Annotated in this window: 20 protein-coding genes; 13 read left to right on the forward strand and 7 right to left on the reverse strand. The window is 73.9% G+C overall.

Annotated elements, in window-relative coordinates; genetic code table 11:
• Positions 1 to 44 precede the first annotated feature (44 nt).
• Positions 45 to 440, reverse strand: a complete 396-nt coding sequence (locus ACYVG5_RS12505; RefSeq protein WP_222049830.1) for a TOBE domain-containing protein — start codon at positions 438 to 440, stop codon at positions 45 to 47.
• Positions 441 to 573: 133 nt separating this feature from the next.
• Between ACYVG5_RS12505 and ACYVG5_RS12510 the strand changes: the two genes are divergently transcribed.
• From ACYVG5_RS12510 to ACYVG5_RS12520, 3 genes are all read left to right on the forward strand, one after another.
• Entirely contained in the window at positions 574 to 933 is a 360-nt protein-coding gene (locus tag ACYVG5_RS12510) for a PadR family transcriptional regulator (protein ID WP_222049831.1), read from the forward strand.
• The gene (locus ACYVG5_RS12515; RefSeq protein ID WP_222049832.1) at positions 930 to 1637 is read left to right on the forward strand and encodes an HAAS signaling domain-containing protein; all 708 of its coding nucleotides are present in this window, start codon (positions 930 to 932) and stop codon (positions 1635 to 1637) included. Before ACYVG5_RS12510 ends, ACYVG5_RS12515 begins: the two co-directional genes overlap by 4 nt.
• Before the next feature lie 104 nt (positions 1638 to 1741).
• Complete coding sequence (locus ACYVG5_RS12520) at positions 1742 to 3457, forward strand: RecQ family ATP-dependent DNA helicase (protein WP_222049833.1); 1716 nt, start codon at positions 1742 to 1744, stop codon at positions 3455 to 3457.
• Positions 3458 to 3477: 20 nt separating this feature from the next.
• Here ACYVG5_RS12520 and ACYVG5_RS12525 read toward each other — a convergent pair whose 3' ends face one another.
• Complete coding sequence (locus ACYVG5_RS12525) at positions 3478 to 5019, reverse strand: ATP-binding cassette domain-containing protein (RefSeq protein WP_222049834.1); 1542 nt, start codon at positions 5017 to 5019, stop codon at positions 3478 to 3480.
• A complete protein-coding gene (locus ACYVG5_RS12530; RefSeq protein WP_222049835.1) occupies positions 5016 to 5501 on the reverse strand; it encodes an FtsX-like permease family protein in 486 nt (161 codons plus the stop codon). The genes ACYVG5_RS12525 and ACYVG5_RS12530 overlap by 4 nt, the downstream gene beginning before the upstream one ends.
• Between ACYVG5_RS12530 and ACYVG5_RS12535 the strand changes: the two genes are divergently transcribed.
• The 4 genes from ACYVG5_RS12535 (at position 5500) to ACYVG5_RS12550 (ending at position 9239) form a co-directional block, all read left to right on the forward strand.
• Positions 5500 to 5736 (forward strand): hypothetical protein, encoded by a 237-nt coding sequence (locus ACYVG5_RS12535; RefSeq protein WP_222049836.1) that lies wholly within the window; start codon positions 5500 to 5502, stop codon positions 5734 to 5736. The genes ACYVG5_RS12530 and ACYVG5_RS12535 overlap by 2 nt on opposite strands.
• The gene (locus ACYVG5_RS12540) at positions 5733 to 7382 is read left to right on the forward strand and encodes a carbamoyltransferase family protein (protein WP_222049875.1); all 1650 of its coding nucleotides are present in this window, start codon (positions 5733 to 5735) and stop codon (positions 7380 to 7382) included. Before ACYVG5_RS12535 ends, ACYVG5_RS12540 begins: the two co-directional genes overlap by 4 nt.
• Positions 7383 to 7525: 143 nt before the next feature.
• Positions 7526 to 7951 (forward strand): DUF4383 domain-containing protein, encoded by a 426-nt coding sequence (locus ACYVG5_RS12545; protein ID WP_246630775.1) that lies wholly within the window; start codon positions 7526 to 7528, stop codon positions 7949 to 7951.
• 76 nt (positions 7952 to 8027) lie between these two features.
• Entirely contained in the window at positions 8028 to 9239 is a 1212-nt protein-coding gene (locus ACYVG5_RS12550) for an acyl-CoA dehydrogenase family protein (protein ID WP_222049838.1), read from the forward strand.
• 1 nt (position 9240) lies between these two features.
• Here the strand turns inward: ACYVG5_RS12550 and ACYVG5_RS12555 are convergent, their stop codons facing one another.
• Both ACYVG5_RS12555 and ACYVG5_RS12560 read right to left on the reverse strand, forming a co-directional pair.
• The gene (locus tag ACYVG5_RS12555) at positions 9241 to 9438 is read right to left on the reverse strand and encodes a hypothetical protein (RefSeq protein ID WP_222049839.1); all 198 of its coding nucleotides are present in this window, start codon (positions 9436 to 9438) and stop codon (positions 9241 to 9243) included.
• A gap of 36 nt (positions 9439 to 9474) precedes the next feature.
• A complete protein-coding gene (locus ACYVG5_RS12560; RefSeq protein ID WP_222049840.1) occupies positions 9475 to 9672 on the reverse strand; it encodes a hypothetical protein in 198 nt (65 codons plus the stop codon).
• 77 nt (positions 9673 to 9749) lie between these two features.
• Between ACYVG5_RS12560 and ACYVG5_RS12565 the strand changes: the two genes are divergently transcribed.
• The 3 genes from ACYVG5_RS12565 to ACYVG5_RS12575 are packed head-to-tail and all read left to right on the forward strand — an operon-like array spanning position 9750 to position 12618.
• Positions 9750 to 10523: a (Fe-S)-binding protein gene (locus ACYVG5_RS12565; protein ID WP_222049841.1), complete on the forward strand. Its 774-nt coding sequence runs from the start codon at positions 9750 to 9752 to the stop codon at positions 10521 to 10523.
• On the forward strand, positions 10520 to 11989 hold the full coding sequence (locus ACYVG5_RS12570) for a LutB/LldF family L-lactate oxidation iron-sulfur protein (protein ID WP_460683229.1): 1470 nt from the start codon (positions 10520 to 10522) through the stop codon (positions 11987 to 11989). The genes ACYVG5_RS12565 and ACYVG5_RS12570 overlap by 4 nt, the downstream gene beginning before the upstream one ends.
• The gene (locus ACYVG5_RS12575) at positions 11986 to 12618 is read left to right on the forward strand and encodes a LutC/YkgG family protein (protein ID WP_222049842.1); all 633 of its coding nucleotides are present in this window, start codon (positions 11986 to 11988) and stop codon (positions 12616 to 12618) included. Before ACYVG5_RS12570 ends, ACYVG5_RS12575 begins: the two co-directional genes overlap by 4 nt.
• 64 nt (positions 12619 to 12682) lie before the next feature.
• Here the strand turns inward: ACYVG5_RS12575 and ACYVG5_RS12580 are convergent, their stop codons facing one another.
• Entirely contained in the window at positions 12683 to 14311 is a 1629-nt protein-coding gene (locus ACYVG5_RS12580) for an LCP family protein (RefSeq protein WP_222049843.1), read from the reverse strand.
• Positions 14312 to 14613: 302 nt separating this feature from the next.
• Here ACYVG5_RS12580 and ACYVG5_RS12585 point away from each other — a divergent pair, with 302 nt between their 5' ends.
• Together ACYVG5_RS12585 and ACYVG5_RS12590 are read left to right on the forward strand one after the other, a co-directional pair.
• Complete coding sequence (locus tag ACYVG5_RS12585; RefSeq protein ID WP_222049845.1) at positions 14614 to 15573, forward strand: acyl-ACP desaturase; 960 nt, start codon at positions 14614 to 14616, stop codon at positions 15571 to 15573.
• Positions 15574 to 15619: 46 nt separating this feature from the next.
• The gene (locus tag ACYVG5_RS12590) at positions 15620 to 16423 is read left to right on the forward strand and encodes an exodeoxyribonuclease III (RefSeq protein ID WP_222049846.1); all 804 of its coding nucleotides are present in this window, start codon (positions 15620 to 15622) and stop codon (positions 16421 to 16423) included.
• A 72-nt stretch (positions 16424 to 16495) separates the two neighbouring features.
• Here ACYVG5_RS12590 and ACYVG5_RS12595 read toward each other — a convergent pair whose 3' ends face one another.
• Entirely contained in the window at positions 16496 to 17371 is an 876-nt protein-coding gene (locus ACYVG5_RS12595) for a protein phosphatase 2C domain-containing protein (RefSeq protein ID WP_222049847.1), read from the reverse strand.
• Between the two features lie 149 nt (positions 17372 to 17520).
• Here ACYVG5_RS12595 and yaaA point away from each other — a divergent pair, with 149 nt between their 5' ends.
• Positions 17521 to 18273, forward strand: coding sequence for a peroxide stress protein YaaA (gene yaaA, locus ACYVG5_RS12600; protein ID WP_222049848.1), 753 nt, complete (start codon positions 17521 to 17523; stop codon positions 18271 to 18273).
• Position 18274 lies beyond the last annotated feature (1 nt).

The raw sequence follows: 18274 nt of genomic DNA on the forward strand, positions 1-18274 counted from the left end.
GCTCGCTCCGCTCCTCGCTCGCTGGCGCTCGCTGCGATGCTCACTCACGGCACGTCCACGCTGACCTGGGTGGCCTTGACGGTGGCCACGGCCCGGACGCCGACCTCCAGGCCGAGCTCGTCGGCGGCCTCGCGAGACATCAGCGAGACCAGCCGGAACGGGCCGGCCTGGATCTCGACCTGCGCCATCACCGTGTCGCGGACCACCCGGGTGACCAGGCCGGGGAGCCGGTTGCGGGCCGAGGAGGACCGGGTGGCGCCCGGCTGGGGTGCGGCGTGCAGCTCGGTGGCCACCCGGGCCAGGTCGGCGCCGTCGACCTGGGCGGGCCCGCCGGTCGGGCGGGTGGCGGCGAGCCGGTCGCTGTCGATCCAGCGGCGAACGGTGTCGTCGCTGACACCGAGCAGCGCGGCGGCTTCGGCGATCCGGTAGGAGGCGGGCACAGACGCACGCTAGGTCCGCATCTGCGGTCGCGCAATGCGCTTATGCCTCGCAGTTGCGGGGAGCCGGTCCCCCATCCGCAACGCGGTGCTCCTACGGTTGTGTCGCTATCTAGGTAGTGACACCATGTACCGGATGAGCGCTGCGCCTCCCGCCTGGCCGCCCCAGTGGCTGCGCGGCGTGCTGGAGCTCGCCGTCCTCGCGGTGGTGGACCGCGCGGAGACCTACGGCTACCGGATCGCCGCCGACCTCGAGGAGGCCGGCTTCGGCGTCGTCAAGGGCGGCACGCTCTATCCCCTCCTGGCCCGGCTGGAGGAGGACGGCGCCGTCTCGGCGACCTGGCGGGCGGGCGAGTCCGGCCCCGGGCGCAAGTGGTACAGCACCACACCCGCCGGCCGCGCGCGGCTGCACGACCAGGGCACCGCCTGGCGGGCCTTCACCCGACTCACCACCGACCTGCTGCCCGACCCCGCCCCGACCGGAGGCCCGTCGTGACCGACCCCACCGCCCGCTACTGCAACGACCTGCTGGTGGCCCTGCGCATGGCCGACGTGCCCGGGCCGCGGATCGGCGAGGTGCTCACCGAGGTGCGCGGCCACCTGGCCGAGAGCGGCGAGGACCCGGTGGAGGCCTTCGGCGCCCCCGAGGAGTACGCGGCGGCCCTCGCCGGCGACCGGGCTCTCACCGCGCCGGCCGAACGCCTGCGGAGCGGGCTGACCGGCGCCGCGTTCACCCTCGGCGGGTGGTGGCTGGCCGACGGCGCGACCACCCTGGCCACCGGTGGCCCCGCCGAGCTGGGACCCGTCCCCCTGGTGGCCGCCGCACTGGCCGCCGCGGCCGCCCCCTGGGCGCTGGAGCAGCTGGTCTCCCGCTCGCGCGCCCGGCTGGCGCGGGGCGTCCTGGCGATCGCCGCGGCGGTGGCGGCCCTCACTGCCCTCGGCCTGCTGCTCAACGACCGCGTGGGCTGGGCCGTCCCCGCACCGGTGCCCCTCGTGCTCGGCCTGGCGCTGCTGGTGCTCGGCTCCCTGGCCCTGCGCGGGTCCGCGGACCCGGTGGTCGACCCGTTCGATCCGCCGGCGGTGGTCCAGGCCCACCGTCGTCGGGACGGCGCCCTCGTCAACGCCGTGCTGTGGGCCTGGCTGCTGTTCCTGGTGGCGCTCGCGGTCGGCGCCGCGGTGCTCGCCGACCGGCTGGGGTGACCCGGCGACCCCGTGCGCCCCGGCCTGCTCACGGTCCACCGGGGTGACGGCGTCGATACCGTGCGGCTCGTTTGTCGATCAGCGGCGCTGGGCAGCTGCGGTCGGTGCCTCCCCGTACCGAGCCGACCACCGCCCCCGCGACGACGGCAGGGCGCTCGGCGTCGGTCCGCACCCGCCGGATCCGGGAGACCGCCCGGGAGCTGCTGGGCTTCGACGGCTTCCGCCCCGGCCAGGAGGCCGCGCTGAAGTCGATCGTGGCCGGCCGGGACACCCTCGCCGTGCTGCCGTCGGGCGCCGGCAAGTCCGCGGTCTACACGGTGGCCGGGCTGCTGCTCGACGGCCCGGTGCTGGTGGTGTCCCCGCTCATCGCGCTGCAGCGCGACCAGGTGCAGCGCCTGGAGGAGCTCGGCCCGCAGATCGGCGGGGTGGCGCCGCTCAACTCCACGCTCTCGGCCGGCGACCAGCAGGCGGTGCTCGACGGGCTCGGGGACGGAACGGTCCGCTTCTGCTTCCTGGCACCGGAGCAGCTGGCCAAACCGGAGGTCGTCGCGGCGATCCGGAACGCCGGGCCGGCCCTCTTCGTGGTCGACGAGGCGCACTGCGTCTCCGCCTGGGGGCACGACTTCCGGCCGGACTACCTCCGCCTGGGCGGGGTGGTGCAGCAGCTGGGCCACCCGCCGGTGCTGGCCCTCACCGCCACCGCCGCCCCGCCGGTGCGCGCCGAGATCGTGGAGCGGCTGGAGATGCGGAACCCGGCGGTCGTCGTCGCCGGGTTCGACCGGCCGGAGATCCGGCTGGAGGTCGAGCAGCACGCCGACGCCGCCGCCAAGCACGCCGCCGTCCTGGACCGGGTCACCGCGCTGACCGAGCAGGGCACCGGCATCCTCTACAGCGCCACCCGCAAGGGCACCGAGGAGTTCGCCGAGGCGCTCACCGACCGCGGCCTGCGGGCCCGCGCCTACCACGCCGGGCTGAAGAAGAGCGAGCGCGAGGACGTGCAGCGGGCGTTCATGGCCGACGAGCTGGACGTCGTGGTCGCCACCACCGCCTTCGGCATGGGCATCGACAAGCCGGAGACGCGGTTCGTGGTGCACGCCGAGCCGGCCGACTCGGTCGACAGCTACTACCAGGAGATCGGCCGTGCCGGCCGGGACGGCGAGCCCGCCGTCGCGGTGCTGGTCCACCGCCAGGAGGACCTCGGGCTGCGGCGCTTCTTCGCCGCCGGGGCCCCCGCCGAGGAGGAGCTCCAGCAGGTCGCCGGCCTGGTCACCGCCGGCGCCGAGGCCGGGCTGGACGGCGTCGACGTGCACGACCTGCGGGAGGAGACCGGCCGGGCGGCCACACCGCTGGTGCGCGACCTGAACCTGCTGGAACAGGCGGGGGCCGTGGTCCTGGACGACGAGGGGACGGCGTCGCCGGCGCCCGGCGCACCGGCGCCGGGCGAGGCGGCCACCGCGGCCCGGGAGCTGGCCGAGCACCACCAGCGGGTCGACGAGAGCCGGATCGAGATGATGCGCGGCTACGCGGAGACCACCGGCTGCCGCCGCCAGTTCCTGCTCGGCTACTTCGGCGAGCAGCTCGACCAGCCGTGCGGCAACTGCGACAACTGCTCGGCCGGGACGGCGGAGCACCAGGCCCCGGCGGACGAGCAGCCGTTCCCGGTCGACACCGCGGTACAGCACGCCGAATGGGGGCCCGGCGTGGTGATGCGGCACGAGGACGACCGGGTCGTGGTGCTGTTCGACGAGGTCGGCTACAAGACCCTCGCCCTCGGGGCGGTGCTGGAGCGCCGGCTGCTGACCGGGCGCGGCGACACCTGACGCCGCCGGTCAGCGGCGGGTCACGCCCCCACCCAGTCGCTCCAGCCGTGCCCTGCCCACCAGCGGTGCAGCAGCGCACCGTCGGCTGCTGCGGCGATCAGCTCGTGGTTCCCGTCACCCCGTGAGCCGGCGGCGACCGAGACGATGCGGCAGCCGTCGGGGGGAGGCATCCGGTGCCACGCCGACCAGGCGCCGTCCGGGCCCGACCAGCTGTGCTGCAGGGCGCCGTCGGACAGCACCGCCCACATCTCCAGGTGGCCCGGCCCGCCGGAGGACAGGGCCACGGACCGGACGTCGTCGACCGGCAGGCCCAGCCAGTCCGACCACCCACCGGCCGCCCGCCACCGGTGCCAGGCGCGGCCCTGGGTGTCGGCGGCGACGATCTCGTGGTGCCCGTCGCCCCGGGAACCCGCGGCCACCGAGGTGATCCGTTGGAACTCGTGCCGGCCCGCCATCCGCGCCCACCCGGACCAGCCGCCCTCCTCGGTCCACTGGTGCCACAGCTCCCCGTCGTTCCGCACGATCCACCGTTCGAGATGGCCCGCTCCGGCGGAGGACACCGCGACGCTCCGTGCGACGCCGTCGAACGGCAGCGCTGCCCACGGAGCCCACGCCCCGTCCCGCCACTGCCTGGCCCAGACCCGACCGTCGAAGTCGGCGACCAGCTGCTCGTGGTCCCCCTCGCCCCGGGAACCGGCGCCGGTGGAGGCGGCTCGCGCGCCCTCCGGCAGCTCCGTCCGGTCCCACTCCGACCACCGGTTCCCGTGCGGCCACCGCCGGTGCCGGATGCCGCCGTCCTGGTCGACGTGCCACATCCCGAGGCTCCCCGGCGCGGCGGACGAGACGTCCACGACGCGGCGGACGCCGTGGGTCTCCGGCCGCTTGGCCTCGCCCTCCGTCGCCAGGTCGGGGAGGTCCAGCCGCCACCGGCACTGGTCGGCGACCCACTGGTCATGGGTGATCACGATCACCGGCATGCGACGTCCGGCCTGCCGCAGCGCCTCCAGCACGTCCCGCGTCGTCGCGACGTCGAGGTTCGCGGTGGGTTCGTCGGCCACGACGAGACCGACCTCGCGCGCGAGCATCCGGGCGATGGCGACCCGCTGCTGCTGCCCTCCGGACAGCTCGGAGATCGGCCGGTCCCGCATCTCGGCCAGGCCCATGACCTGCAGGGCCCGATCTGCTCGGCCGGGCCGGGCATCCTGGTCGACCTCGGCGTCGCCCATGTCCAGCATGAGCATGTCCTCCGGGGTGTAGTTCGGCAGCAGTCCGTAGCCCTGCGGGATGTAGCCGATCCGCCTGCGGTGCCGCTGCCGGTCGGCGTCCCGCCCGTCCTCTACGATCGAGGACCACTCGTGCCCGAACACCTTGAGCGAGCCCTCGTACGGCGCCTGCTCCTGCCCGCCGATGAGCGCGCCGAAGGTCGACTTCCCCGCGCCGGACTGGCCCATCACGGCCACCAGTCCGGGGTCGGACACCTCGAAGCGGTCCACGGCCAGCAGGGCCGGGCCGCCCGGGTACCGGAAGCGCAGCGAGCTGACGTCGACGACCTTGTCCGTCACTGCGCCGCCTGCATGCTCTTGGGGGACTTCCCGGCGGCCAGCCAGGCCGGGATCGTGGTCGCGACACCGGCCAGCAGGATCGTGATGGGGAACGACGCGAACAGCGAGACGGGGGTGAACGTGACCGGCAGCACCGTCACGGAACGGATGACCATCCCCAGGCCGACGCCCACGACCTCCCCGGCCACGGCCCCGGCGAGGACGGGCGGGGCCATCTCCTTCACGAAGTCCGACACGAGGCGCCCCCGGAACACGCCGCTCTGGCGGCGGATCCCGATCTCGCGCATCCGCGACTGCATGAGCACCCAGCCGACCGTCGCCGTGGCGGCAGCCGTCTGGATGATCATGGCTGCGGTGACCGCCACCGTCAGCGCCCGGAGGATGGACTCGATCAGGTCGACGTCGAGGAACCCCGCGTCGCGGAGCTGCGGCACGTCGAGGTCGGCGCTGATCCGTTCGGAGACGCCGTACGAGATCGACATGAGCAGCACCGCGAAAGCGACTCCCATGGCCACCGAGAGCGCCGAGACCAGTCGCCACGGCCCGGATCGGGCAGGCCGGCTGGAACGGGTCATCATCCTGCTCTCCACAGTTGATCAACGGGCGGGATGGCACAACTTACAGATCCCGGCGCTCGGGGTGCGACTTTCTGCCGATGGCGTGATCATCGACGGGGACCGGGCGGCGTGCGCCCGGCTGATTGGAGCGCGCACGTGAAGGTCCTGGGCATCAACGCGATCTACCACGACCCGGCAGCTGCCCTGGTCGTCGACGGCAGGGTCGTGGCCGCAGCCGAGGAGGAGCGGTTCAGCCGGCGCAAGCACGGCAAGCGACCGCTGCCGTGGAGCGCCTGGGAGCTGCCCGAGCTGTCCGCCGCCTGGTGCCTGGCCGAGGCCGGGATCAGCCCCGACGAGCTGGACGCCGTCGCCTACTCCTTCGACCCCGCGCTGATGGGCACCCCGGAGCAGTCGGGCCTGGATGACCCTGGCGACGCGATGCGCAAGATGTACGCGCAGAAGGCACCGTCCTTCCTCGCGCACGCCCTCCCCGGCCTCGCCGAGGGCACGGTGCGGTACGTCAAGCACCACGTCGCGCACGCCGCCTCCGCCGGCCTGGCCGCCCCCGAGCAGAACAACTCGGTCCTGGTGCTCGACGGCCGCGGCGAGGCGCACAGCCACCTGGCCGGCCGCTACGTCGACGGGCAGCTGGAGGTGCTGGCCGGGCAGGCGCTGCCGCACTCCCTCGGCCTGCTCTACGAGGAGCTCACCGACCACCTCGGCTTCCTGCGCAGCTCCGACGAGTTCAAGGTCATGGCGATGGCCTCCTACGGCAAGCCGCGGTTCGTCGCCGACCTCGCGCAGGCCGTCCGGGCCACCGGCGACGGCGGGTTCCGCACCGAGCGGATCGACTTCGCCGAGTTCGCCCCGCGCCTGGGCAAGGGCGAGGAGTGGACCCAGGACCACGCCGACCTCGCAGCCAGCGTGCAGCAGCGGCTGGAGGAGGTGCTGCTGGACCTGGTGCGCTGGCTGCACGCCCGCACCGGCGACCGGGTGCTCACCCTGGCCGGCGGCACGGCGCTCAACTGCGTGGCCAACACCCGGATCGCCGCGGAGGGGCCCTTCGACGAGGTGTGGGTCCAGCCGGCCGCCGGTGACGCGGGGACGGCGCTCGGCGGAGCGCTGCACCTGGCGCGCGCGCTCGGCGACGTGACCGAGCCGATGCCCGGCGCCGATCTGGGCCGCGGCTGGTCCGACGAGGAGATCGAGGCGGTGCTGGTCACCGCTGCGATCGACTACGAGCGCCCGCGCGACGTCGCCGACGCCGTCGCCGAGACGCTGGCCGCCAACGGGATCGTCGCGTGGTTCCAGGGCCGCAGCGAGTACGGGCCGCGGGCGCTGGGCCACCGGTCCCTGCTCGCCCATCCCGGGTACGAGACGAACCTGGAGCGGATGAACGACGTCAAGGGCCGGGAGCAGTTCCGCCCGGTGGCGCCGATGGTGCTGCTGGAGCGGGCGCCGCAGATCTTCAGCCGCGGCCCGATCCCGTCGAAGTACATGCTGTTCGTGCACGACGTCGCGCCCGAGTGGCACGACCGCATCCCCACCGTCACGCACGTCGACGGGACGGCGCGGATCCAGACCGTCGACCGCACCGAGGAGCCGCTGGTCGCCCGGATGCTCGAGTGCTTCGAGCGCCGCACCGGGCTGCCCATCGTGGTCAACACCAGCCTGAACACCGCCGGCCGGCCGATGGTCGACGACCCGCGGGACGCGCTGGAGTGCTTCGGCTCGGCACCGGTCGACCTGCTGGCGATCGGGCCGTTCGTGGTCCGCCGTCCGAGGTCCACGCTGGCCGGCAGGTGACGATCACGATCGGGTGACACCGCGGTGGGTCCCGAGGAGAGTGGGTAGGGCATCACCGGAACCGCCAGGACCTGGCGGCGACGACCACCCACGGAGGACATCCCATGTCTCGTGCAGACTCTCCCGGCACCGACCGTCGGGGCATGACCTGGCCCCAGATGCTCGCGATGGCGATCGGTGTCATCTACACCCTCGTCGGCATCGTCGGCTTCTTCATCACCGGGTTCGACGACTTCGCCGCGCACACCGACGAGGCGCTGCTCGGGTTCTCGATCAACCCGCTGCACAACATCGTGCACCTGGTGATCGGGCTGGCCGGCATCGCGCTGGCCCGGACGCTGAGCGGAGCCCGCACCTACGGCTGGCTGCTGGCCGTCGGGTACGGCGCGGCGTTCGTCTACGGCCTGTTCGCTGCCGGGGAAGAGGAGCCGCTGAACTTCCTCAGCATCAACTGGGCCGACAACTGGCTGCACCTGGCCAGCGTGCTCGCCGGCCTGGCCATCGCCCTCGGCCCGGTCAAGGACGTGACCACCACCGACCGGGGGCGGGACGGCTCGCTGCGCCGCTGACCCACCCAGCCCGACCCACACCGCCCGGACACCGCCCCGTGTCCGGGCGGTGTCGCGTCCGGCTACGGTCCCGGCCATGGACTTCGCCCTCTCCGCTCGCGCCGAGGACGTCACCGGCCGGATGTGGGACTTCATGCGGGAACGCGTCTTTCCCGCGGAGCCCGTGTACGACGCGTGGCGGGCCGCCCGCGGCCACGACGACCACGGCCACCCGCCGGTGCTCGAGGAGCTCAAGGCCGAGGCGCGCGGCCGCGGGCTGTGGAACCTGTTCCACCACGAGCACGGCGGGCTGACCAACCTGGAGTACGCGTCGGTCGCCGAGATCACCGGCTGGTCGCCGGTGATCGCCCCCGAGGCGATCAACTGCGGCGCCCCGGACACCGGGAACATGGAGACCCTGATGCTCTTCGGGACCCCGGAGCAGAAGGAACGCTGGCTCGCCCCCCTGCTGGAGGGCGAGATCCGCTCGGGATTCGCCATGACCGAGCCGGACGTCGCCAGCTCCGACGCCCGCAACATTCAAACCTCGATCGTCCGGGACGGCGACGACTACGTCATCAACGGCCGCAAGTGGTGGACCAGCGGGGCCGCCGACGAGCGGTGCCAGGTCTTCATCGTGATGGGCAAGACCGACCCAGAGGGCTCCACGCACCGCCAGCAGTCGATGATCCTGGTCCCGCGGGACACCCCGGGCCTGCAGATCGTCCGGCACCTGCCGGTGTTCGGGTACCAGGACCAGCACGGCCACTCGGAACTGCGCTTCACCGACGTCCGGGTACCGGCGACCAACATGCTCGCCGGCGAGGGCGACGGCTTCATGATCGCCCAGGCCCGGCTGGGCCCGGGCCGGATCCACCACTGCATGCGGGCGATCGGCATGGCCGAACGCGCGCTGGCGCTGATGGTCGAGCGGGCGAGGACGCGGGTCGCGTTCGGCCGGCCGCTGGCCGAGCAGGGCACCGTCCGGGAGCTCATCGCCCGCTCCCGGATCGAGATCGACCAGGTCCGGTTGCTGGTGCTCAAGACCGCCGACCTGATCGACAGGTACGGCGCCAAGGGGGCCCGCACCGAGATCTCCGCGATCAAGGTGGCCGCCCCCCGGGTCGCCTGCGAGGTGATCGACCGGGCGATCGAGGTGCACGGCGGCGCCGGGGTCAGCAACGACACGGTGCTGGCGCGCTTCTACGCCTCCGCGCGCACGTTGCGCATCGTCGACGGTCCCGACGCGGTGCACATCCGCTCGGTCGCCCGCGAGGAGCTGGCCCGGGAGCGCCCCTTCCGCGGGTGAGTCAGGGCGTGATCGACCCGCCGAACCCGGCCGCGGCCAGCTTGGCCATGAGCTGGGTGCGGTCCAGACCCATCGCGTCCAGCGCCTCGCCGTCCCGGTCGGTGTCGATCCGGTCCGGCAGCCCGGCCGCCTTCTCGGCGGTGTCGTTGTCGCCTTCGGTGCGCAGCACCCGGACGAGTTCGTCCCTGCTGATCTGCATCACCGGGTGGTGCCCGATCCGTTTCCCGTGAAACGGTCAGCCGCGCGCCGCCCGGCGGACCAGGAAGCCGCCCACCCCGGCCAGGACGACGCCCAGCACCACCTGGCCGATGCCCACGCCGCCGCGGTCGCTGCCGAACCAGGTGACCGAGGAGACCAGCAGGACGACGGCGATGCCGAGCAGGAGCAGGCCGACCAGCCGCTCGCGCCCGGCCCGGGGCTCCGGTGAGGTCATGCCCCCGACACTAGGTCCTGGTCCAGATCGCCAGCACGTGAGCCGCGGGGGCAGGATGGGGCGATGAGGATCCGGGGATGAGGGTCGCACTGTTCGCCACCTGCCTGGTGGACACCCTGACGCCGTCGGTGGCCCGGGCCACCGCCACGTTGCTGGAACGGCTGGGGCACGAGGTGGTCGTGCCCCGTGACCAGGCCTGCTGCGGCCAGATGCACGTGAACACCGGCTACCGGCGCGAGGCGGTGCCGATCATCGCCAATCACGTGCGGGCGTTCGCCGGGGCGGAGGCGATCGTGGCGCCGTCCGGCTCGTGCGTCGCCTCCATCCACCACCAGCAGGCCGACGTCGCCCGCCGGGCCGGCGAGCACCGGCTCGCCGACGACGCCACCGAGCTGGCCGGGCGCACCTACGAGCTCTCCCAGTTCCTGGTCGACGTCCTCGGCATCACCGACGTGGGCGCGTACTACCCGCACCGGGTCACCTACCACCCGACCTGCCACTCGCTGCGGCTGCTCCGGGTCGGCGACCGGCCGCTGCAGCTGCTCCGCGCGGTACGCGGCCTGGAGCTCGTCGAGCTGCCCGGCGCCGAGCAGTGCTGCGGCTTCGGCGGCACGTTCGCGGTCAAGAACGCCGACACCTCGACCGCGATGCTCACCGACAAGATGGCCAACGTGCTCGGCACCCACGCCGAGGTGTGCACCGCCGGCGACGCGTCCTGCCTGATGCACATCGGCGGCGGGTTGTCCCGGCTGCGCGCCGGTACCCGGACCGTGCACCTGGCCGAGATCCTCGCCTCGACGGAGGACGCCGTGACCCCTGACCAGCAGACGAAGCCGGCGGTGACCGCGTGACCGCCGTCCACCTGGGGATGCCCGCCCTGCCCACCGCCCCCCGCGGGGTGGGCCACCTGCGCGGCGACGAGTCCTTCCCCGCCGCCGCGCGTTCCGCCCTGCGCGACGGCCAGCTGCGCGCCAACCTCGGCCACGCGACCACCACCATCCGCGACAAGCGGGCCCGGGTGGTCGACGAGCTGCCCGACTGGGCCGAGCTGCGCGAGGCCGGCCGGGCGCTGAAGGCGGCCACCATGGCCCGGCTCGACGATCACCTCGAGGAGCTGGAGCGCCAGGTCACCGCCCGCGGCGGCACCGTGCACTGGGCCCGCGACGCGAACGAGGCCAACGAGATCGTCACCCGGCTGGTGCAGGCGACCGGGGCCTCCGAGGTGGTCAAGGTCAAGTCGATGGCGACCCAGGAGATCGGGCTCAACGAGGCACTGGAGGCCGTCGGCCTCGACGTCTTCGAGACCGACCTGGCCGAGCTGATCGTGCAGCTGGGCGAGGACAAGCCGTCGCACATCCTGGTGCCGGCGATCCACAAGAACCGGGCCGAGATCCGGGAGATCTTCGCCCGCACCATCCCGGGCGTCGACCCGGGCCTCACCGACGACCCCCGCCAGCTCGCCATGGCCGCGCGGGCACACCTGCGCGAACGGTTCCTCCGGGCCCGGGTGGCCGTCAGCGGGGCGAACTTCGGCATCGCCGACACCGGCACCCTCGCCGTCGTCGAGAGCGAGGGCAACGGGCGGATGTGCCTGACCCTGCCGGAGACGCTGATCACCGTGATGGGCATCGAGAAGGTGGTGCCGACCTGGCAGGACCTGGAGGTGTTCCTGCAGCTGCTGCCCCGCTCCTCGACCGGCGAGCGGATGAACCCCTACACGTCCACCTGGGCCGGTGTGACCCCCGGCGACGGGCCGCAGGAGTTCCACCTGGTGCTGCTGGACAACGGCCGGACGGCGGTGCTGGCCGACGAGGTGGGCCGGGAGGCGCTGCACTGCATCCGCTGCTCGGCCTGCCTGAACGTCTGCCCGGTCTACGAGCGGGCCGGCGGGCACTCCTACGGCTCGGTCTACCCCGGGCCGATCGGGGCGATCCTGTCCCCCCAGCTCACCGGGGTGGAGGACAACGCCTCGCTGCCGTATGCCTCGTCGCTGTGCGGTGCCTGCTACGACGTCTGCCCGGTCGCCATCGACATCCCGAAGATCCTCGTGCACCTGCGGGCCGAGCACGTCGAGGCGCAGCAGCGGGTCACCCCGGAGGCGGCCGCCTTCCGGGCCCTGTCGACGGCCATGTCCCGGCCCTGGCTGTGGCACCTGACCCAGCGGGCGTCCCGGCTGGGCCGGCTGATCGCCCGGGGCAGGCCGACGCTGCCCAACGCGCTGCCCCCGCCGATCTCCGGCTGGACCCGCAGCCGCGACCTGCCCACGCCACCGACGTCGACGTTCGTCGAGTCCTGGACCCGGGAGCACGGACGGTGAGCGCGCGCGAGGACGTCCTGGGGCGCATCCGGCAGGCTCTCGGGCCCGATCGGACGGCGCCGGCCGAGGTGGCCCGCGACTACCGGCACAGCGACGGGCGCCCTGCCGGCGACCCGGGGCTGCTCGACCTGCTCGTCGACCGGGTCGAGGACTACCGCGCCTCGGTGCTGCGCTGCGGTCCCGGCGAGGTGGCCGGCACGGTCGCCGCCGCGCTGGACCAGGGGATGGGGGCGGGCTGGGCGCCGGGCGACGTCGTCGTCGCGCCGGGGCTGCCCGAGGAGTGGCGGCCGCCGGGCAGCGACGTGGACGACGACCGCCCACCCGTGCAGCTGGCCGACCGGTCGGCCGCGGTGACCGCGGTCGCCGTGGCCATCGCCGAGACCGGCACGCTGGTGCTCGACGGCTCACCGGCGTGCGGGCGGCGCGCGCTGTCCCTGCTGCCCGACTGCCTGGTCTGCGTCGTGCGCACCGACCAGGTCGTGGGCAGCGTCCCGGAGGCGCTGGCCCGGCTGGACCCGCTGCGCCCGCTGACCATGGTCAGCGGTCCGTCGGCGACCAGCGACATCGAGCTGCAGCGGGTGGAGGGCGTGCACGGCCCCCGTACGTTGATGGTGGTCCTGGTCGCGTAGCGGCGCGGCCCCGTCCAGAGGCTCGCCCCGAGCGTGCGAGGGGTGAGGGGGACGGGGTCCTTCTTCAGCCGCCGCGCGTCGGCGGCTCCCCCTCGGCCAGCGCTGCCGCCGCCTCGACCGGGTCGTACGCGCAGGCGTCGCCGACCTCGCTGACCACGCCGGCGTCCGGCGGCGGGGCGGGCTGCTCCGGCGCCGGCCCGGCGTCGTCCACCGGTGGAGCCGGCACCAGTGCCTCCTGCACCAGGGCCCGGATCCGGTCGTAGTCGGGGTAGGCGGGATCGATGACCGTGTCGTCGAAGACGACGCTGCGGATCTCGGCGTCCTTGACCCGGAGGGCCAGCTCGGCCACGTCGCCCAGCACCCGCGCCGGGATGTCGGTGCTCACGATGTCCTGGGTGGTCGCGGCCAGCTCGCGGTACTGCGACAGCAGCGTCATCGGGTCGGCCGCCGCCACGATGGCGTCGATCACGCACCGCTGCCGGTCCATCCGCATGTAGTCGGACTGCCCGAAGCGGCCGCGGGCGAAGTCGAGCGCCCGGGTCCCGTCCAGGTGCTGGTCCGGCCCGGGGGCGATGTAGTCGTCGGGGAGGATCCCGATCGTCGGCTCGCCACCGATCGGGACGTAGTAGTTGACGTTCACGGTGATCCCGCCGAGGGCGTCGATCAGCCGGCTGAAGCCCTCGAGGTTGACCAGCACGTAGTAGTCGATGTGCAGACCGAGCGCCTCGCCGACGCCGAGCTTGAGGAAGTCCGCCCCGGGGTCGGTGGTCGGGCCCAGGACGTCGGGGTACCAGGCCGGGCCGTTGCGGTAGACGGCGTTGAGCAGGCTCTCGGACTCCGACCCGGCATCGAAGCCGTCGGGGTACACCTCGGCGAGCGGGCTGTCGGCCGGGAACGGGAGCTCCTGCAGGTTGCGCGGCAGGCTGAACAGCGTCGTCCGGCCGGTGTCGGTCTGTACGTTCGCGACGATGACGGTGTCGGTCCGGACACCCTCACGCCCCTCACCGCCGTCCCCGCCCAGCAGCAGCACGTTGATCGACTCCCGCCCGGCGAAGGGGTCGGCCGGGTCCTCCGGCTCGACCACGGTCGCGCTCTCCCGGTCGGCGAAGACGGTGTCGACCAGGTCACGCTGGGCAGCGGCCAGCTGCACGACGAGCACGGCGGGCGCGACGACGGCCGCGCAGAGCGCCACGACGAGCACCCCGCCCAGCGCCTGCTGCCAGCCCCGGATGCGCCGCGGCAGCAGCGACCGGTAACTGGCGACGACGACGGCCACCCAGGCCAGCGCGGCCAGGGCCACCCCGCCGGCCAGCCAGAGCAGCGCCGAGGAGTCGACGGCGACCCGCAGCAGCACCCCCCGCTGCCCGGCCACCGCCAGGTAGCCGCCGCCCGCGGCGAGCAGCAGAAAGAGCGCGAGGACGACCCCGCCGATCCGGCGCCTGCCGGCGGCGAGGAAACCCGCGCCCGGGAGCGCCGCACCGAGTACGGTGAACGCGAGGGCCCGGCCGAAGCCGCGCGGCCGGGCGCCGCGGGCGGCCGCGGACGCACCCCCGGCAGGCTGGGCCGGCGTCGTCGGGTCGGGGGCGCGGCCGGATCGAGGCTCACCGGGGACGCCGGCGCTGCCGGCCGGCCCGGTGCCGGCGCGCGCGGACCACGGCCGGCGGCGCGAGCCCGGCCGGTCGTCGGACGTCACGGTCGGTGGCCCCGCCTTCCGCTCCTGGTCATCCGGCCATGATCGCACTCATCGGCGCCCTCAGCAGGCGCCCAGGCCAGGCCCTCACTCCCGCGGGAACGGCGCGCACGAGCCCTCCGGCCGGTCCACCCACCGACGCGGTGCGGCGTCACTGCGCGTGCCCGGCCCGCCGCCCAGGACGGCGTTCGGCCTGCATGCCGGGCAGCTCATCGGGGTAGTGAACCTCAACACGCCCGGACCGCAGCGCGGGTTACGGTCCCGTAAGTTACGACACCGTAGGTAATTGGACCAGGGAGGCCCTCGTGTCCCAGACATCGCCGCACGGCGGACTGCTCGCCGAGCTCGAGCCGGTCGTGGAGCAGAACCTGAACCGGCACCTGGCTCTCGCCCAGGAGTGGCACCCACACGACTACGTGCCCTGGTCAGAGGGCCGGGACTTCGCCTTCCTCGGCGGCGAGGACTGGGCTCCGGAGCAGTCCCGGCTGGACGAGACGGCGAAGGCCGCCATGATCACCAACCTGCTCACCGAGGACAACCTGCCCAGCTACCACCGGGAGATCGCCACCCAGTTCGGGCAGGACGGCGCGTGGGGCACCTGGGTCGGCCGCTGGACGGCGGAGGAGAACCGGCACGGCATCGCCATGCGCGACTACCTCATCGTCACCCGGGGCGTCGACCCCGTCGAGCTGGAACGGGCCCGGATGGACTACATGACGTCCGGCTACGACTCCGGCGACAAGACCCCGCTCGAGGCGGTCACCTACGTCTCGTTCCAGGAGCTGGCCACCCGGGTGAGCCACCGCAACACCGGGAAGGCCACCGGCGACCCGATCGCCGACAAGATGCTCGCCCGCATCTCCAAGGACGAGAACCTGCACATGGTCTTCTACCGCAACCTCGTGGCTGCGGCGTTCGAGATCGCCCCGGACGAGACTATGCAGGCCGTCGCCCAGGAGGTCATGCACTTCGAGATGCCCGGAGCCACGATGGCCGGCTTCCGGAAGAACTCGATGATCATCGCCAAGGCCGGCATCTACGACCTGCGGCTGCACCACGACGAGGTGGTCCAGCCGGTGCTGCGTGCCTGGGAGGTCTTCGAGCGCACGAACCTCGGCCCGGAGGGCGAGAAGGCCCGCGAGGACCTCGCCGCCTTCCTGACCGGCCTCGACGCGCAGGCGACGAAGTTCGTGGAGAGCCGCGAACGGATGCGCGCCCGCGTGCAGGCCCGGTCCGACGACGCGATCGCGCCCCTCGCCCAGTAGCGGGACCGGAAGGGGGCCGGGTCGACGTCACCTAGGGTGCTTCCCCGTGCGCCTGGCCACCTGGAACGTCAACTCCATCCGCAGCCGTGCCGACCGCGTCGCCGCCTGGCTGCAGCGCAGCGACGTCGACGTGCTGGCCCTGCAGGAGACCAAGTGCCGCGACGACCAGTTCCCGGAGGCCCGCTTCCGGGACCTCGGTTACGAGGTGGCGCACGTCGGCCACTCGCAGTGGAACGGGGTCGCGCTGCTGTCGCGGGTCGGCCTGTCCGACGTCCAGGTCGGCTTCCCCGGCGTGCCGGCGTGGGCCGCCAAGGAGGGCCTGGACCCGGCCCCCGAGGCCCGTGCGCTGGGCGCCACCTGCGGTGGCGTCCGGCTGTGGAGCCTGTACGTGCCCAACGGCCGGCAGCTCGGTGACCCGCACTACGACTACAAGCTGGCCTGGCTGGAGGCCCTGCGGGTGGCGGCCGGCGGCTGGCTGACCGAGGACGCCGAGGCCCAGGTCGCCCTGGTCGGCGACTGGAACATCGCTCCGCAGGACGACGACGTCTGGGACGTCTCGCTGTTCACCCACTCCACGCACGTCAGCGAGCCCGAGCGGGCCGCCTTCCGCGGGGTGGTCGACGCGGGGTACGCCGACCTCGTCCGGCCCTACACCCCAGGACCGGGTGTCTACACCTACTGGGACTACACGCAGCTCCGCTTCCCGCGCCGGGAGGGCATGCGGATCGACTTCGTGCTCGGCTCCCCTGCCCTGGAACGCCGGGTATGCGGCGCGCGCATCGACCGGGAGGAGCGCAAGGGCAAGGGCGCCAGCGACCACGCGCCCGTCGTGGTCGACCTGGCCGACTGAAAGAGGACCACCCCTTCCCCCCACGCCTCGCAGGCTCGGCGCGGGCCCCTGAAGGGTGGCCGTTCCAGGACGTCACCGGGCCTGGGCGGCCTGCGCCCTGCCGGGCCACAGCGCCTCGAGCGCGTCGGCGGTCTCCTCCCGGAAGTCGACGGCGGCACCCACCGTGCACGGCATCTCGGTCTCGTCACCCGGCTGGTCCTCGCGCACGTCGCCGACCACCACGGTGATGTTGTCGGTGGGCGGGCCGGCCAGCGCGGCCTCGCGCAGCGCGGCGGCGGCCTCGGCCGGGGTGCCGGCGTCGGCCAGCAGCTGCCGGATCCGGTCGGGGCGGACGACGTCGGACAGCCCGTCGGAGCACACCATCAACCGGTCCCCCACCTGGGCGTTCAGCCGGACGAGGTCGAGCCCGGCCAGGTCGTCGTCCCCACCGCCGTGCAGGGCCGCGTACACCGCGGAGCGCTGCGGGTGCACCCGCGCCTCCTCCGGGGTGAGCTCGCCGGCGTCGATCATCGCCTGCACGAGGGTGTGGTCGGTGGTGACCTGCACGAGGACGCCGTTCCGGAGCTGGTAGCCGCGCGAGTCGCCGATGTGCGCCAGCAGCAGCCCCTCCCCGTCCGCGTAGACGGCGGTCATCGTCGTCGCCATGCTGCGCAGCCGCGGCCGTTCGGTGTAGGCAGCGCGGATCCGTTCGTTGGCGCCGGCCACCACCCGGAGCAGGTCCGTCGCGCCCGCACCCGGAACTCCACGGCGGGCCCGGCCGCCCCCGGGCGCCAGCCCGATCCCCATCGGGGCGAGCCAGTTGACGACGAGCGAGGACGCCACCGCGCCGCCGACGTTGCCGCCGACCCCGTCGGCGATGGCGATCATCAACGGCGCCGCGTGCGCCGAGTCCTGGTTGTCCGGACGTGGACCGGTGGTCGACACCGCCGCCGATTCCAGGACGAGCACCAGCACACCTCCCGACCGGCCGAGGGGTTCGAGCCGCAGTTGAGCAGCGACGTTAGATCACCGCGCCGCCCTGCGCGTCGGCGACGCGGTGGGCGCGGCGCCGACGGCCTCGCCCGCGGCGCCGGTGCGGGTGCCTACTGTTGCCTCCCGTGCTCGTACTGCTGCCCCCGTCGGAGACCAAGCACCCCGGTGGCACCGGCCCCGCGCTGGACCTCGACGCCCTCACCGCGCCCGAACTGACCCCCGTCCGGGAAAGGGTCGCCGACGCCCTGGCGGGCCTGGCCGGTGACGTCCCCGCCGCCCGCGCCGCGCTCGGCCTCTCCCCCGCCCAGGACGACGAGATCGCCCGGAACGCCGCCCTGCGCACCAGCGCCACCCTGCCGGCCATCGAGCGGTACACCGGCGTGCTCTACGACGCCCTGGACGTCCGGTCGCTGACCCGCGCGCAGCGACGCCGCGCCGCGCGGCGGCTCGCCGTCGGCTCGGCGCTGTTCGGGCTGGTCCGGGCGGAGGACCCGATCCCGGCCTACCGGCTGTCCGCCGGCTCGTCGCTGCCCGGTCTCCCGTCGCTGCGGACGCTGTGGAAGCCGGTGCTGACACCGGTGCTCGAAGCGGACGGCGACCTCGTCGTCGATCTGCGGTCCGGGGCCTACGCCGAGCTGGCCCCGGCCCCCGGCGCGGTGACCGTCCAGGTGCTCAGCGAGCGGTCCGACGGCACCCGCGCGGTGGTCAGCCACTTCAACAAGGCGCACAAGGGCCGGCTCGCCCGGCTGCTGGCGACCACCACCGGCGAGCCGGACACCGTCGTCCGGCTCCGGGGCCTGCTCCGCCGGGCGGGGTTGCACGTGGAACACGACTCCGCGGACGGACCACAGGGCACCCGGCTCACGCTGGTCGTCTGAC

The sequence above is a fragment of the Modestobacter lapidis genome (assembly GCF_054780755.1).